Genomic DNA, 14,242 nt, shown 5'->3' with positions numbered 1-14,242 from the left:
CGCGAAGTCCCGCCATGCGAAAGCTTTGGGCGTGCTTACACCGCTATCTTGGCTTGACCGCCGCCTTGTTTTTGTTGCAAGCCAGTTTGACCGGGTGCATCATCGCCTACCAGCAGGAATTGGACGCGTGGCTGAACCCCGAGCTGTTTTATAGCTCCGCTCAGGGCGCGGCGCTAACCGACGCGCAACTGCTGTCCGCCTTGCAGCGCGAGCTACCCGAATACCGTGTGGTGTCGTTACCACTGCAACGCGTCGCCGGCCGCGCGGCGAAAATTACCCTGAGGCCTACGCAAGCCGACATGCCGGCGGCGTATGACGAGGTGTTCGTCGATCCGGTAGACGGCAAAGTGTTGGGCGGGCGAATATGGGGGGCGTGCGGCTTGGAACGCAAGCAGCTGATCCCATGCGTTTACGTGCTGCACTACAGCTTGCAATTGCCGGGCGAGATCGGCTTGTGGGTGATGGGTATAGTAGCGGTGATCGTGCTGCTGGAAACCCTGATCGGTTTTTATCTGAGCTTACCGCAAACGGCCTTAGCGCTAGTCCGCCGGGAGGCCGGGGCCAGCCGGCAATCTTGGCGCACCGCTTGGCGGATTAAACCCGGCGCACGAGGCAAACGCTTGAATTTCGATCTACATAGGGCCGGCGGCTTATGGCTTTCCGGGTTTTTGCTGATCCTGTCGGTTTCGGCGATTTCGCTGAATTTGCGGGATGCCTTGTTCGAGCCGCTAGTCGGCCTGTTTAGCGATTTTACCCCTAGCCCGTTCGATGCGCGCGACGACCGGGCCGAGGCGGAGCCGGTCGAAGCTGTGGTATCTTTCGTCATGGTCTTGGATCGGGCGCAAATAGAGGCTGACGCGCGGCACTGGACCAAGCAGCGCTCCAGCGTGTTTTATAACGCCCAATACGGCATTTTCGGGGTCGGATACGGCGATGCCGACGGCTTAGGGGCGGATTATCTGTATTACGACGGCCAAACTGCCGCATACTTGGACGACTATTTGCCGGGCCAAGGTACGGCCGCCGACATTTTCGACGCTTGGCAATTGCCCTTGCACAGCGGGCGGATAGCCGGCTTACCGGGGCGCGTGGCGGTATCCGTGCTGGGCTTGGCCATTGCCGTGCTGGTCGTGACCGGTTTCAGGATATGGTGGCATAAGAGCGGGAGATCGGCAACGCGCCGCTCCTGACTCGGGGCATGGGGCAAAACCGCAAGCGGCGGGCTTAAGTTCGGTTTAAGTCGAATTTCGCAAAGTGAGCGCCGATCCAAGCGTTTCGAGGGTTTTATGGATAATTCCGTTTGTTCCAACTATCAACTGGCAGCCAAGTTAAAAGGTAGTCTGTACCTCAGCCAAGACGGCAGCGTGAAATTTTGCGCGACCGGCCCGTTATTGGAGCTGCCGATCGATTTCAAAGAATGGCATCTTCCGCTTCGCGACCAACGCAATGAATGCAAAATACCGGTGCAATAAAACCCGTTTGTCGTATGAGTGGCCAATCTTGATCCCGGAAAATGGGTAATTGCTTCGGCTAACCCGCATTCGGTGCGTCAATGCCCGCCGTCTATCCGGGTGGGCGAATTAGTCTGTTTTCAACCGGGAAATTTAATTTTTAACTGGATCCGAACCGCTGGAACCGAATCGAATGACCGCAGGTTTGGGTTGACGATCAATTTGCAAACGCAATTTCGGAAAGTAATGGTTGAAAAAAGATTTGTTTAGGCGTTAGATTCTTGTCCGGCCTCTATTCGATTGGGAGAGAGCGGATGTGCAACGTATTGCCGTCAAGATCAGGCTGCCGGCTGCACGGATTTGCGTGTAGCGGCATAATTAAGGCCGTTAGAAAATCGGCTTGAGCCGGCGGCCTCTTAAGCCATAGAGTTTCCGATGCATCCGATTGATCACTTCAGCTTGGAAAATCATCCTGGCCCATACCAAACCTGGCCGAGTACGAGCCGTTTGTATTTTGCCGGCTTGGATACCGGGGTGTCGCTACCGGGCTATTTCATCGAAGCCCAATATCAATGCGATGCCGGTTATTTGTTGATTACTTCTTACGATTGTCCGTTCGAAGAATCGAACGAATTCCTGCTGCTGGGGACGCGTTTCGAAGCTTTGGCGAGTAAGCGCTTAATCGTGCCTAACCAGTCTTTCTTGTTGAACGCGCATTGGCCGGTATCGCCAACCGAGCTGGCGTTGCATTACTATGAAGAACTGTTTTACCGCTTAACTATCGTTCGCCTTTCAAATAGGCCGAACGCCGGCTATGGACTGAAGTTGTTTAAAGTCGAAGACGTCGCCGGCGATGTTAGAGCTTTGGCTTCGCTTGCGGCATTGCGGCAACGCCTGCAAGCGAACCGATAGCGGCTGCCCGTTTTAAGTGGGACACAGAGAGGGGCTTAAGCGCTAGCCGGCTATGGTTCGATAAGCATGGCGTTTGAAATTTTCCCGCTTCCTTTATTTCCGGGGGATTTACGGCCAATCCGAAACCGAATATCGACTAACCGGAAAAACCGGGCCCTGCCGTGTCTCTAGCGCGTGGATGTGGCCTTCGTCCATTTTCACAATGCGGTCGGCGACGGAAAAATAATGTTCGTCGTGGGTAATGGCAAGCACGGTTTTACCGCTGGCTTTCAATAGCGGCAACCACTCGCTGTAAAAGCGGCGCCTATATTCCGGGTCTTGATCGGCCGCCCATTCGTCCAACACCAACACGGGCCGGTCTTCCAATAGTGCGGCTATCAGCGCCAAACGCTTGCGTTGGCCTTGCGACAAGTTAGTATCCGATAGTTTACTGTCTTCAACGGTTACCTTGTCCGCCAAACCGAATTGGTTTAGCCAAAAACGGATTTGCTCCGGATCGGCATCGGCTCCATTCGGGCCCAGCAAGCGCGAAAACAAATAAAAGTCGGAAAACACGCTGGAGAACAGACTGCGGTAAGCGGGACGATGGGCTTCGGTCAGCGGGTGGCCGTCTAGCAGCAATTGCCCGTTTTGCGGACGGTACAGTCCGGTCAGCAAGCGGCTGAACGTGGTTTTTCCGCTACCGTTGCCGCCGATCAGAAACACGAGTTCACCGCGCCGCAGTTCGAAGTCGATAGGCCCCACCGAAAACGGGTTGCCGTTTTCAAGAGCGGGGTAGCGGTATTCGACGTTTTTTAACGTCAGCGTCCGCCACGTTGCGGTTGCGGCGGTTTGCGCAACGGAAAACTTAGGGTTGTAGCAGGGGAGTTCCAGGCTGTCCAATTTCGCCAGCGCCACGCTGCCGCCGATTAAGCCGGGAATGGCGGCGATCAAACCGGTCAAGGGCGTGCGCAAGAATAAAATCGTCACGGCGTAGGTGGTGGCAACGGCGGATGTTTCCCAGGCCAGGGCGTTGACCAAATAAAATACCAAGCCTATGGCACCTAATATCATGGCGTTGGCCCAGTTTTCGTTGCACGCGTTGTAAATGTCCGCCCGAATTTCGCAGTTGCGGCTGGTTTGGGCGTTGGTTTCGAATTCGTCGTTATAGAAGCGTTTTGCCCGGTCGCGGTTTAAGGCCAATTCCTTGCGGCCGTAGAGTGCGGCTTGATAGTCCTCGTATAACAGGTCTTCGACGTAGCGGGCCGCCGCTATGTGTTGATGGGTGCGGTTAAGCAGCAACCAGGCTATCGCCACGCCGACAGCCATCCAGCCGGCTACTGCGGCGAATAGCCGCGGCGATAGCCAGGCCAGGTAAGCAAAACTGCCCAGATTCAGCGCCAAACCGTACAGTGCCGAAGGTAGGCCGATAAAGGCGGAGGTCAAGCGGTTGGTATCGCCGTTCAAGCTGGCTAACAAGCGGGCGGGGCCTAGCCACTCCAGGCGCTGCAATTCCGTATCCAAAATACGCTTGACCATGGTGCGGCGCATTTCGTACACCAAGCGATGGCCAAGTTTGGTCATGCAGATTTGCGAGGCGGTGCCAATGATCAAAACAGCTGCCAGCAAGCCGGAAAACTGTAATAGCGTGGTTTGCAAGTCACCCGTTGTTTGTAGCAAGCGTTCGTTGCTGAACGCGATAACCGCCACCGAAAGCCCGGCACTGGCCAGGCTTAACAGAATCGCCAGTAATAAAGTGGTTTTGAAGCGGTTAAACAATAAACGCAGCAGCGTCATAATCTGAATTAATGCACTAAAGTCAGGCTGGGGCGTTTAGCCATGGCGTTGTCGGCGACGTTGCGCGCCGCTTGATTCATCAACGCGGCAAAACTGGCGAATTGCTGTTCGTCCAGGCGCAAGGACATATTGTGCAGATGCAGATGAACTACTCCGCATTCGCGGCAAATCAATACTTTACCGCTCTCGTTAGTGGCTAAGTATTCGTGAGTACAAGGTTTTTTCGACATGGATTAATCTCCGGGATATGGATGGACGCGTTTGATCGGGCCGCTGTCTAGCCGCTTTCCGCGAGTCTGTCGTTGCCGTTCAGCTTAGCCTTGGCAAGCGTCAGCAGCAGTTTCCAAACGATTTGCTTGGAATTTAGGTCCAGACAGCGGAAATCGGTAGCATGCAGTTGGCCGTTTGCAATCAGTACGGCCAAGTAGCGCGGCTCGATTTCCAGTTTTACCGTGGCGGGTGCTTTAAAAAATGATGAAAACATTTTCATAGGTGTACTCACGTGGCGAGTGACTTTTTTCAAATGATAATCATTCTCAATTAAAAAAAGCAACCAAAATTTTCCTGCTCGTAAGTTCAGGCGGTTTGCAAGCCTAACTCAGACTAGGTCAGGCTGATTAAAAGCAGGCGCTAGTGATTGTATGTACAGCGTTTTTTACTGCGTCTGCTAGGCGATTCCGCATTACTCGGGGGATAATGGGCATGTATGGTTATCACCCCAACTAACGATCATGAAGACCTGACAATCGCTCCGGTAAATGAAGCTAGCTTGGTAGGAGCGACGCATAGTCGCGATGATGGCCTTGCGAATAGCGGCTATGTGTCCCCTCACCATGACGTTCATAGTAATGAAAAGCTGCCCCAGACCCGGCAACTCCCGAAAATCCTCTGTTCGCCGTGTTGCTTGGCATGATGGCTTGAGGAATTTGTAGGAAACTTTAGATTACATTGCATAGGCGAGATTTGGATTTCATAAAGCGTTACAAAGGGTTGGATTCTTTAAACCCAATGGGGAAATAGTCCCGAAATCAATTGAGGCTTCAGTGTGCTGAACAAAACAGGTTGACAAGTCTGTGTTTGTTTAACAAAATGATAATCGTTCTCATTTCGAAAATATTTCGTTTTTTAATGCCTCCTTAGCGAGGTTTTCGAACGGGAATGCAGCCACAGTCATCTCAATTGTTATTTAGGGAAAATATTCATGAAGCATACTTTGTCACGTGTTCAAGCCAAGCCGTTAGCCGCTGCGGTAGCGCTGCTGGCGGGCTTGCCCGTCGCTTCGGTCAATGCCGATGCGGTTACCAGAACCTTCGCCAATCCGCGCCCGATCGTGATTCAAGACACCTGCGCCGATCCGGATTTGCCGGAGTGCGCCGCGCTGTTGGAGACATACACTGCGGAAGGTGCGCCGGCGGTTCCGGTAAAAGCAGCCAAAACCTATCCTTCGATGATTAACGTTCCGAAAAGCGCGTTCCCGAAAGGCGCGAAAATTAAGGACGTCAACGTAACCATCAAAGGCTTGTATCACGACTATTTAAACGACGTCGACATGCTGTTGGTGGGGCCGAACGGCCAATACGTGATGCTGGCGTCTAACGTCAGTTCGGCCGGTGCGACCCCTGAGGGTGGGGTGTTGGGCATCGTCGCGGAAAACCTGAATTGGAAATTCGACGATTCCGCAACCTTGCCGTTGCCGCGTACTACTCGCAACAATGGTCGCTTGAGCAATAGAACCACCAATGCGCTTTACAACGTCATCTACGAAGAGTGGGTGGACGTATGGACCGATACCGCATTGCGTACCTACAAACCCAGCGATTACGACAACAATCCCGATACCGACCATTTCCCGGCACCGGCCCCCGTGGAACTGCAGGATCCGGAAACCTCGATTGCACTGACCCCTACCACGGTGTTGACCACTCCGACCCCCGGCGACGAAAGCACTTACAAAATCGTCACCAACGGTCCGAAACTCGCCACCTTTAACGGTGCGGATCCGTCCGGCCAATGGAAGTTGTACGTGGTCGACGATTTCTATTGGTTCGCCGGCGAGATCAAGGGTGGCTGGAGTCTGGAAATTACCGCGGATGACGATCAGTCCTGCTCGCTGCAATAGACTCGCCTCCCTAAATCCGAAAGCAGCCGGCTGAGGTAAAGCCGGCTGCCGCAATTCATCAATATCAACCGGAATTCGACTATGAAACATCATTCTTTTGCAATCGTGCTGGCGGCAGGATTGTTGACGCAGGCACTACCCGCGGTGGCGGATATCGCCAACGGCATGGATCCTTACCAGGCAGGCTACGGGTTCGACAAGCCGCAGCAAGCGGTTTGGGGAGGCTGGAGCCGCGGTGACGCGGGGACGGTTTATGCCGAATGGGATACCTTCAACGCAGACGGCCAGTTGTTGGCCGGAAGCTACGGGCTAAGCGGTGCCAGCTTCGGCTGGAATAGCTGGGACGGCACCGCAATCGACGCTTACGGCAATCTGGCCAACGACGGCGAGTCGATATTCGCCTACGCGGATATTTCCGGATACGCCGCGCAAGCCGTAGATCAAGTCACCCGGGTTGCCATGCAGTTGGAAGCTTGGGTAACGTTGGACGGCGACGGCGTCGATTACGACAACATTTGGCTGAACGGCTTGAGTGCGGACTATGTGGCATTGACCGACACCGGCAATACCGTGGTCATGGACTCGGTCGAATATGCGGTGTATCAATCGCTACTGATTTGGGATTTAACTTTTGCCCCCGACGATAGCGCCTACTTATTTGATTTATCCGCTGCCGCGGGTTCGCGCATCGCCCAGGTTGCTTTCGACATTGCCGGGGTAGCGCAAGGCGCGCCCTATGCCGAAACTCCGGTTGCCGTGCCGTTGCCGGGTGCCGTTTGGTTGTTTTTAACGGCTTTATTCGGCGTGTTGGGTGTTAATCGACCCAAATCCCGAGACCTTATCCGCGTTTGACAAGCAAAGCAGACAGAGTAAACCAATGCCGACAGCCGCACATTGCGTTGTAAATATCCGGGCGCTGCCGCTTGGCTTGTCGCTGAGTCTGGTTTTGTGCTTGGCTATCGGCGGCGGCTTGTTCATCGGATTGGATCAAGGGCCGGAAAAGTTGTCGGCGGCGGGCTTGAGCGACACGGTGGAAATAGTCACCGATCGTTACGGCGTGCCGCACGTGTACGCGGCTAGCATAACCGACGCCTATTTGACCTTGGGCTATCTGCACGCGCAGGAGCGCTTGTGGCAAATGGATTTGAACCGGCGGGCCGGCTCCGGCCGGTTAGCGGAACTGCTCGGCGAACAGGCTTTGCCGCAGGATAGGTTTTTCCGGGTGTTGGGCTTGCAGCGTGCGGCGCAGGCCAATTGGCAACAGTTGGATCAAGCCACGCGCACGGCGCTGCAGGCGTATGCCGACGGGGTCAACGCCTATCTGGACCAGGCGCATTGGTTGCCGGTCGAATACTACCTGCTCGGCGCTGGTCCGGAGCGGTGGCAGCCGCAGGATTCCTTGGTCTGGTTGAAAACCCTGGCCTGGAATCTGTCCGGCAATTGGTGGGAGGAGTTGCTGAATTTCAAATTGCAGCAACGCTTGCCGCCTAAGCACATCGCCGATTTGTTTCCAGGTTACCCGTACGCATCCGTGGCCGGGCTGCCCGAATATCCGGGGAATGCGGCGGCAACGCATAGCCTGACCGAACGCTTGCTGGCATTTGGCCGCTTGCCGGCCAAACAAGCAGTCGGTTCCAACAACTGGGCCGTGGACGGCAGTCGGTCGACTAGCGGTAAACCCATTTTGGCCAACGATCCGCATCTGCCCCTGACCGCGCCATCGCTGTGGTATTTCGCGCATTTGCACGCGCCGGGTTTGGATGCAATCGGCGCGACCTTGCCCGGTATTCCCGGCGTCGTTCTGGGACGCAACCGCCAAGTCGCCTGGGCTTTCACCAATACCGGTCCGGATAGCCAGGACCTGTATTTCGAACAAACCTTGCCGGGTCAAACGCAGCGTTATCGAACCCCGGAGGGTGCGGCCGAGTTCGAGCGTATCGACGAAACGATCCGGATTAAGGGCGGACAAACGGAAAATTTAACCGTGCGCCTGAGCCGTCACGGGCCGCTGTTGTCCGATGCCGACCCGGATGCCGCTCAGCTGGCGTCCGACGGTTTGGCGATTGCTTTGAACTGGTCCGGCTTGGCCGCCGACGATAGCACCATCCGTTTTATTCTGAACGCCGGCACCGCGGCGAATGCCGACGCATTACGGCAAATGGCCCGCGACTTTCACGCGCCGCAGCAAAACATCGTTTATGCGGATGCGGCAGGACAAATCGGCTTCATCGCCGCCGGCCGGGTGCCGCTGCGCGATCAACGGAACGTGTTGTCCGGCCGCCTGCCCGCACCGGGTTGGGATAGTCGTTACGATTGGCAAGGCTGGATCCCGTTCGACGACTTGCCGCAACAAACCGGAGCCGCCGACGGCAAAATCGTCACTGCCAATCAAGACATCACCCCGCCCAACTATCCCTATTTCATCACCGCCAACTGGGCCTTGCCGTATCGGGCCGAGCGCATCTCGGCCTTGCTGGATGCCACCGAACGGCACGACACGGCTTCTTTCGCCGCAATACAGGCGGACATCGCCAACCCGCTTGCCTCTGAACTGTTGCCTTTTCTATTGGCGACACCGGCTACGCTGGAAACGCAGCAGGCCTTGGTTTTGCTGCGGGCTTGGGACGGCGGCATGCGCGAAGACAGTCCGCAGCCCTTGATTTTCGCCGAATGGTTGCGGCAATTGGCGGCTGTGCTGTATCGCGAGCCGCTAGGTGATTTGTTCGAGCAAGTCGGCGATTACAACCCGCCGTTTTTAGCCCGCGTCCTGACCGACCGGGACGGCGCCGCCGCGCGCTGGTGTCCGGCGCAAACCGCTGATGATACCGTGCCATGCGCGGCTGCCATGCAGACCGCGCTGCAACGGGCTTTGCACAATCTGCGCGAGCATTTCGGAAAAGATATGCGGGCGTGGCGCTGGGGCGAGGCGCATCCCAGTTTGTTTCGTCACGCGGCGTTCGGCGGCTTGCCGTGGCTGTCCGCTTGGTTCAACGTCGAAACCTCCAGTCCCGGCGGCATGGATAGCGTCAACGTCAGCGGTTACCGTTACGACGAAGCGTCGGGACGTTACGTCGGCGAGGCCGGGCCGGCGTTTCGGGCTATTTACGACTTGGCGGAGCCGGACAGGTCCCTATTTGTGCTGGGTACCGGCCAATCCGGCAATCCCTTGGCGGCGCAGTACCGGGACATGACCGGCGCCTGGCGCACGGGTGCCGGTTTTCCCCTGTTGACTTCAGCCGAGCGGGTGGCGCAAGCCGCCGTCCGGCGCACGATCTTGCTGCCGCACTGAGCTCGGCATGCGTTACCACTTTTCAAATCACCCTTCAGTTAGGACACAGCAATGAGCGACATTCTTGATCTGGCCGGTATCGGCGTCGGGCCTTTTAATCTCAGTTTGGCGGCCTTGCTGGCTAAAGTGCCGGACTGCCGGGCGCGCTTCTTCGAGCGCCGCGAGCGTTTCAACTGGCATCCCGGCATGATGCTGCCGGGTACGCAAATGCAGACCTCGTATTTAAAAGACTTGGTAACCCCGATAGACCCTAGCAATCCCTATAGTTTTTTGGCCTATCTGGTACAAAAAGGCCGGTTTTACCGTTTTGTCAATGCCGATTACCCCAGGGTGCGGCGGCTGGAATTTGCCGATTATTTGCGCTGGGCTGCCGAGCAATTGCCCTGCTTGCAATTCGGCGACGGCATCGAACACATCCGGTTTAGCGACGGCGGTTTCCGCTTGCGCTGCGAAAGCGGTAAAGAGCTTGCGGCTCGGCACTTGGCGGTAGCGACCGGCATGCGCCCGCACCTTCCCACCTGGATAGAGCGCTACGTCGGCGAGTATTGTCTGCATAGTCACGGATACGTCGGTTCGGACTTTTCGGTAGCCGGCAAGCGGGTGGCGATTATCGGCGGCGGGCAAAGCGGGGCGGAGATATTTCTGGATTTGATGGCCGGCAACCGCGGCAAGGCCGAGGAGATCGTCTGGATCAGTCGCCGGCCTAATTTGGAACCGTTGGATGAAACCGCCTTCACCAACGAATATTTCACCCCGGACTATGTGCGCCAGTTTCATGCCTTGCCGGAAGCGCGCAAGTTGCCGATTGTCGCCTCGCACAAGCTGACCGGCGACGGCGTGTCCCCGGCCACCTTGCAAGTCCTGTCGCAATATTTGTACGACGGCGATTTCTTGAATCGCGACACCACGCCGTATGCGATTTTGCCGTATCGGGAAGTGCATCTGGCCGGCCGAGACAAAGGCGCTTACCACTTGCATATGCGCAACGGTTTCAATCGCAGCGACGAGTCGGTAACCGTCGATCGCATCGTGCTGGCGACCGGTTACCGCTACCAATTACCGGATTGTCTTGCCCCGTTGCTGGAACGATTGGACTTGGACCGGGAGGGGCTGCCGCGTTTGAGCGAGGACTATCGATTGCCTTGGGACGGCCCGGCCCGGCATCGCATCTACATGCTGAACGCCGGCCGCAACAGCCACGGCGTAGCCGACGCCCAGCTAAGCTTGGCGGCTTGGCGTTCCGCGGTAATCATCAACAGTTTGCTGGATAGGCCGGTTTACAAGGTCGATCCTTTTCCGGCGCCGATGCGCTGGGTCGGCGGGCAAGCTGCCGAAAATGCCGGAGCGGAAACCTCCGGGCTGGCGGCGAAGATATATAAAGTCGGATAGGGCCGAGCTGCATGAAGCGGGTAACGGGCGAGCGGCGCGACGAGGAAAGCAATTGTTTGGTTGACATATTAAATGAGAATCGTTATTATTCGCATAAATTTTTAATCCGCTAACCTGACTGTTTCCAAGGTGTAACCAGCGCTATGACACTCTCTCAAACCTGTTACGACAATCTGCAAATCGATTTGTACGCTGCCGATAGCGATCGGCAGCCTCAGTCAAGTCTGTGCGAAACCGCAGACGGCAGCGTCGTTGTAGCGGCCGGCGACAGTAGCCCGGCCGCGTTATTGCCGGCCTTGCAAGCCTGGTTCGACCGGCGGCCGGCTAACAGGGAAGTCGTGTTGCGGATCCAAGCCCGCGGCATCGCGGCGGCTTTGATCAGCGGCGGAATCGCCATCGCCGGCTCACAAGAAGAGCTGGTCACCGTCAAGCGCAGCATGTTGCGGCAACTCTCCGACAGTTTTTTACCGCAGCTGCGTCAACAACCTTTCCCTTTGCATTACGTCGTCAGCGACGGCAAGCGCCATCCGCTGCGCCCGCCGTTGCCGGCCGGGGAACTGTATCGACGCTATTTGCCTGAGCAGGACTTGCGGGTGTCGTTTCGCAGTGTCGATCCGGATGCCGATTTGGATACCTTCCACGCTTGGCATAACGACCCTAGAGTATCGGCGTTTTGGGAATTGGCCGGCAGCCAAGCCATGCACCGCGAATACTTGGACAAAGTGACTAACGATCCGCACATGCAGCCGGTATTCGGTTGTTTCGACGGCCAGCCTTTCGGCTATTTCGAGATTTATTGGGCTAAGGAAGACCGCATCGCGCCTTACTACCCGGCGGACGATTACGATCGCGGCGTGCACATGCTGGTCGGCGAACAGCGTTGGCGAGGCCCGCAGCGGGTGGCTGCTTGGTTGCCTTCTCTGGCGCATTTCATGTTTCTGGACGATCCGCGTACCCGCAACGTGGTGGCCGAGCCGCGCGCCGACAACGCCAAGATGATCGGCTACATGCAGCAAGCCGGCTTTTGCAAGCTGAAGGAATTCGATTTTCCGCATAAACGTGCCGCGATGATGCTGTTGTCGCGGGAAGTATTTTTCGAGCAATTTTGTATTTGACGAATTTATGAGCATCGATAGCGAAGACACCGTGTTTCAGGTTGTGGTCAACCATGAAGAACAATATTCGATATGGCCGGACTACAAGCCGGTGCCCAACGGTTGGCGCACGGTCGGCAAATCGGGCCTGAAAAAGGACTGCCTGGAGTACATCGAACAGGTTTGGACCGACATGCGACCGTTAAGCTTGCGCAAGTTCATGGAAGGTCAGGAGAGCTAAGCCGGTGATGCAGCTTTTTTGCCTGCCTTATGCCGGTGCCAGCGCGGCCGTTTACTTGCGCTGGCAACAGCGCCTGCCGGACTGGTTGCGGGCCGTGCCGGTGGAAATGCCGGGGCGCGGCGCGCGCTGGCAGCAAGACTTGCAGCGCGAATGGCCGGCTTTGCTGGACGAGCTGTCCGCGACTCTGATACCGGCAATTTCGGCGCCGTTCGCATTATTCGGCCACAGCCTGGGCGCGTTAGCTGCATTCGAGTTGGCCCATGTTTTACAAGAATGCGGCGGGCCGCAGCCATGCGCGTTGATATTGTCAGCGGCCGAGGCACCGCTGTGCCGGCGAACCGAGCGTTACGCCGATTTGCAAACCGATAACGAATTGCGCCGGGAGTTGCAGCGTTTAAACGGTACAGACAGCGAAATTCTGGCTAACGCCGAGATGATGGCCTTGTTGTTGCCGGTGCTCAAAGCCGATTTCGCGCTGTGCGCCGGCTACCGCAGAAAGACGCGCCCGCCGTTGGCTATGCCGCTGTACGTTCTGGGCGGCAGCCTCGATGCGATCAGTAAGGAAGCGCTACTGGCTTGGCGCGAAGAGAGCAGCGGCGGCTGTTCGTTGCAGATGTTCGACGGAGACCATTTCTTTTTGCGCGCTTGCGAGTCCGAGCTTTTGCGCTTTTTCGGACAGACGTTACAACCTTACCGCGTGGCAGCCGCATGTTGCGGCGAACTTGCGCAGGCTGCGAGCGGCCCGCTCTAGCGGACGATAGCGCCCCTCGAATCGGCGTCATTCAGGCTGACGCGGTGTTTGTCCTGGGAGGCAATGGAAAAGGAATTCTCCCCCTGCCTCTATACCTGGTGCGAAAGCGCTTCCCAGGGCAAACACCTCGGCGTCTTGAAGTACGGGAAACGGCCGGACAGGCTTGGCTCCGCACGAATTTCAATTCATAGATCACGGTAATTTTGATGATTACGAGTATCGCATCGGCAGCGAATGCCACAGTTGCATTGCACATAGAGCCTTTATCGCCGGGCGGCCTCCTGCCATTGCTTATACGGCCGGAAATTCCGGGCGTGGCGCTGCAAGATGTGGTCACTCGGTTCGGCGAGTTGTTGCAGCAGCGGCTGCTCGAATGCGGCGGCTTATTGTTCCGCGATTTCGTGGTCGACGGTATTACGCAATTCAAGGACTTTGCCGCCGGTTTCGGCCACCCGCTGTTGAGTTACGAATTCGGCTCCACGCCGCGCACCCGGGTGGATGCCGGGATATATACCTCGACCGAATATCCGCCGCATCAGGCTATTCCCTTGCACAACGAACAGGCTTACACCCGCGAATGGCCGCTGAAAATCTGGTTTTACAGCGCGTTGGTGGCCGAGCGGGGCGGGGAAACGCCGATTGCCGACAGCCGGGAAATCTACCGCCGCATCGATCCGGCCATCCGCCGTCGCTTCGAAAAGCATGGCTTGATGTATGTACGCAATTACGGCAACGGCTTGGATGTGCCTTGGAACCAGGTGTTCAACAGCGACGACCCGGCGGTCGTGGAGCGCTATTGCCGCGAGCACGCCATCGACTGCGAATGGCTGGCGGACGGCGAATTGCGTACCCGGCAAATCTGCCAGGCCACCGCCCGCCACCCGATAACCGGCGAGTGGGTATGGTTCAACCAGGCGCATTTGTTTCACGTCTCCAATCTGGAAGCGGACGTGCGCGAGGCGCTGCTGGCGGTGCTGGAAGCGGAAGAATTGCCGCGCAACGCCTATTACGGCGACGGCAGCCCGATAGAAGACAGCGTCCTGGCGGAAATTCGCGCTGTGTTGGACGAGCTGACCGTCAGTTTTCCCTGGCAAACCGGCGACGTGATGATGTTGGACAACATGCTGGCGGCCCACGCCCGCGCGCCGTTTCGCGGGCCGCGTAAAGTCGTGGTCGCCATGGCCGAACCTTATTCGCAAACCTTTTCCGCATAATCGAAG

The 14,242-nt window shown here is 56.9% G+C and carries 14 protein-coding genes; 11 read left to right on the top strand and 3 right to left on the bottom strand.

Annotation, left to right across the window (positions count from 1 at the left end; translation table 11 throughout):
• The first annotated feature begins 14 nt into the window (after window positions 1-14).
• The 3 genes from AB0A83_RS16540 to AB0A83_RS16530 all read left to right on the top strand — a co-directional run bounded on the left by AB0A83_RS16540 (window position 15) and on the right by AB0A83_RS16530 (window position 2,363).
• Window positions 15-1,190 (top strand): PepSY-associated TM helix domain-containing protein, encoded by a 1,176-nt coding sequence (locus AB0A83_RS16540; RefSeq protein WP_367154762.1) that lies wholly within the window; start codon window positions 15-17, stop codon window positions 1,188-1,190.
• A 96-nt stretch (window positions 1,191-1,286) separates the two neighbouring features.
• Window positions 1,287-1,472 carry a hypothetical protein gene (locus AB0A83_RS16535; RefSeq protein WP_150050274.1) on the top strand — a complete coding sequence of 62 codons (186 nt, stop codon included), beginning with the start codon at window positions 1,287-1,289 and terminating at the stop codon, window positions 1,470-1,472.
• 414 nt (window positions 1,473-1,886) lie between these two features.
• On the top strand, window positions 1,887-2,363 hold the full coding sequence (locus AB0A83_RS16530; protein WP_150050272.1) for a hypothetical protein: 477 nt from the start codon (window positions 1,887-1,889) through the stop codon (window positions 2,361-2,363).
• Between the two features lie 108 nt (window positions 2,364-2,471).
• Here AB0A83_RS16530 and AB0A83_RS16525 read toward each other — a convergent pair whose 3' ends face one another.
• From AB0A83_RS16525 to AB0A83_RS16515, 3 genes are read right to left on the bottom strand one after another with little or no spacing between them, the layout of a single operon-like run.
• The gene (locus AB0A83_RS16525; RefSeq protein WP_367154761.1) at window positions 2,472-4,139 is read right to left on the bottom strand and encodes a multidrug ABC transporter permease/ATP-binding protein; all 1,668 of its coding nucleotides are present in this window, start codon (window positions 4,137-4,139) and stop codon (window positions 2,472-2,474) included.
• An 8-nt stretch (window positions 4,140-4,147) separates the two neighbouring features.
• Complete coding sequence (locus AB0A83_RS16520; RefSeq protein WP_150050268.1) at window positions 4,148-4,369, bottom strand: DUF6686 family protein; 222 nt, start codon at window positions 4,367-4,369, stop codon at window positions 4,148-4,150.
• Window positions 4,370-4,416: 47 nt separating this feature from the next.
• Complete coding sequence (locus tag AB0A83_RS16515; RefSeq protein WP_367154760.1) at window positions 4,417-4,629, bottom strand: hypothetical protein; 213 nt, start codon at window positions 4,627-4,629, stop codon at window positions 4,417-4,419.
• A gap of 711 nt (window positions 4,630-5,340) precedes the next feature.
• On the opposite strand from AB0A83_RS16515, the gene AB0A83_RS16510 reads away from it, so the two are divergent.
• The 8 genes from AB0A83_RS16510 to AB0A83_RS16475 all read left to right on the top strand — a co-directional run bounded on the left by AB0A83_RS16510 (window position 5,341) and on the right by AB0A83_RS16475 (window position 14,236).
• On the top strand, window positions 5,341-6,258 hold the full coding sequence (locus AB0A83_RS16510) for a hypothetical protein (protein WP_367154759.1): 918 nt from the start codon (window positions 5,341-5,343) through the stop codon (window positions 6,256-6,258).
• Between the two features lie 81 nt (window positions 6,259-6,339).
• Entirely contained in the window at window positions 6,340-7,110 is a 771-nt protein-coding gene (locus AB0A83_RS16505; RefSeq protein WP_150050262.1) for a hypothetical protein, read from the top strand.
• A gap of 25 nt (window positions 7,111-7,135) precedes the next feature.
• A complete protein-coding gene (locus AB0A83_RS16500) occupies window positions 7,136-9,547 on the top strand; it encodes a penicillin acylase family protein (RefSeq protein ID WP_367154758.1) in 2,412 nt (803 codons plus the stop codon).
• Window positions 9,548-9,598: 51 nt separating this feature from the next.
• On the top strand, window positions 9,599-10,936 hold the full coding sequence (locus AB0A83_RS16495; protein WP_150050258.1) for a SidA/IucD/PvdA family monooxygenase: 1,338 nt from the start codon (window positions 9,599-9,601) through the stop codon (window positions 10,934-10,936).
• A 143-nt stretch (window positions 10,937-11,079) separates the two neighbouring features.
• Entirely contained in the window at window positions 11,080-12,051 is a 972-nt protein-coding gene (locus tag AB0A83_RS16490) for a GNAT family N-acetyltransferase (protein WP_367154757.1), read from the top strand.
• Between the two features lie 7 nt (window positions 12,052-12,058).
• Window positions 12,059-12,271: an MbtH family protein gene (locus tag AB0A83_RS16485; RefSeq protein ID WP_150050254.1), complete on the top strand. Its 213-nt coding sequence runs from the start codon at window positions 12,059-12,061 to the stop codon at window positions 12,269-12,271.
• 7 nt (window positions 12,272-12,278) lie between these two features.
• Window positions 12,279-13,022: an alpha/beta fold hydrolase gene (locus AB0A83_RS16480; RefSeq protein ID WP_150052037.1), complete on the top strand. Its 744-nt coding sequence runs from the start codon at window positions 12,279-12,281 to the stop codon at window positions 13,020-13,022.
• Window positions 13,023-13,228: 206 nt separating this feature from the next.
• On the top strand, window positions 13,229-14,236 hold the full coding sequence (locus tag AB0A83_RS16475; protein WP_367154756.1) for a TauD/TfdA family dioxygenase: 1,008 nt from the start codon (window positions 13,229-13,231) through the stop codon (window positions 14,234-14,236).
• Window positions 14,237-14,242: the final 6 nt, after the last annotated feature.

This window comes from Methylomonas sp. HYX-M1, assembly GCF_040741385.1.
GTDB lineage: Bacteria > Pseudomonadota > Gammaproteobacteria > Methylococcales > Methylomonadaceae > Methylomonas > Methylomonas rhizoryzae.
Note: the sequence above shows the minus strand (reverse complement) of the source record. Positions and strands in the feature narration are given on the sequence as shown.

Coding starts and splice junctions, on each gene's coding strand:
- AB0A83_RS16480 (WP_150052037.1), top strand. CDS start 12,279: ATGCAGCTTTTTTGCCTGCCTTATGCCGGTGCCAGCGCGGCCGTTTAC.
- AB0A83_RS16525 (WP_367154761.1), bottom strand. CDS start 4,139: ATGACGCTGCTGCGTTTATTGTTTAACCGCTTCAAAACCACTTTATTA.
- AB0A83_RS16485 (WP_150050254.1), top strand. CDS start 12,059: ATGAGCATCGATAGCGAAGACACCGTGTTTCAGGTTGTGGTCAACCAT.
- AB0A83_RS16475 (WP_367154756.1), top strand. CDS start 13,229: ATGATTACGAGTATCGCATCGGCAGCGAATGCCACAGTTGCATTGCAC.
- AB0A83_RS16540 (WP_367154762.1), top strand. CDS start 15: ATGCGAAAGCTTTGGGCGTGCTTACACCGCTATCTTGGCTTGACCGCC.
- AB0A83_RS16500 (WP_367154758.1), top strand. CDS start 7,136: ATGCCGACAGCCGCACATTGCGTTGTAAATATCCGGGCGCTGCCGCTT.
- AB0A83_RS16535 (WP_150050274.1), top strand. CDS start 1,287: ATGGATAATTCCGTTTGTTCCAACTATCAACTGGCAGCCAAGTTAAAA.
- AB0A83_RS16495 (WP_150050258.1), top strand. CDS start 9,599: ATGAGCGACATTCTTGATCTGGCCGGTATCGGCGTCGGGCCTTTTAAT.
- AB0A83_RS16515 (WP_367154760.1), bottom strand. CDS start 4,629: ATGAAAATGTTTTCATCATTTTTTAAAGCACCCGCCACGGTAAAACTG.
- AB0A83_RS16490 (WP_367154757.1), top strand. CDS start 11,080: ATGACACTCTCTCAAACCTGTTACGACAATCTGCAAATCGATTTGTAC.
- AB0A83_RS16520 (WP_150050268.1), bottom strand. CDS start 4,369: ATGTCGAAAAAACCTTGTACTCACGAATACTTAGCCACTAACGAGAGC.
- AB0A83_RS16510 (WP_367154759.1), top strand. CDS start 5,341: ATGAAGCATACTTTGTCACGTGTTCAAGCCAAGCCGTTAGCCGCTGCG.
- AB0A83_RS16505 (WP_150050262.1), top strand. CDS start 6,340: ATGAAACATCATTCTTTTGCAATCGTGCTGGCGGCAGGATTGTTGACG.
- AB0A83_RS16530 (WP_150050272.1), top strand. CDS start 1,887: ATGCATCCGATTGATCACTTCAGCTTGGAAAATCATCCTGGCCCATAC.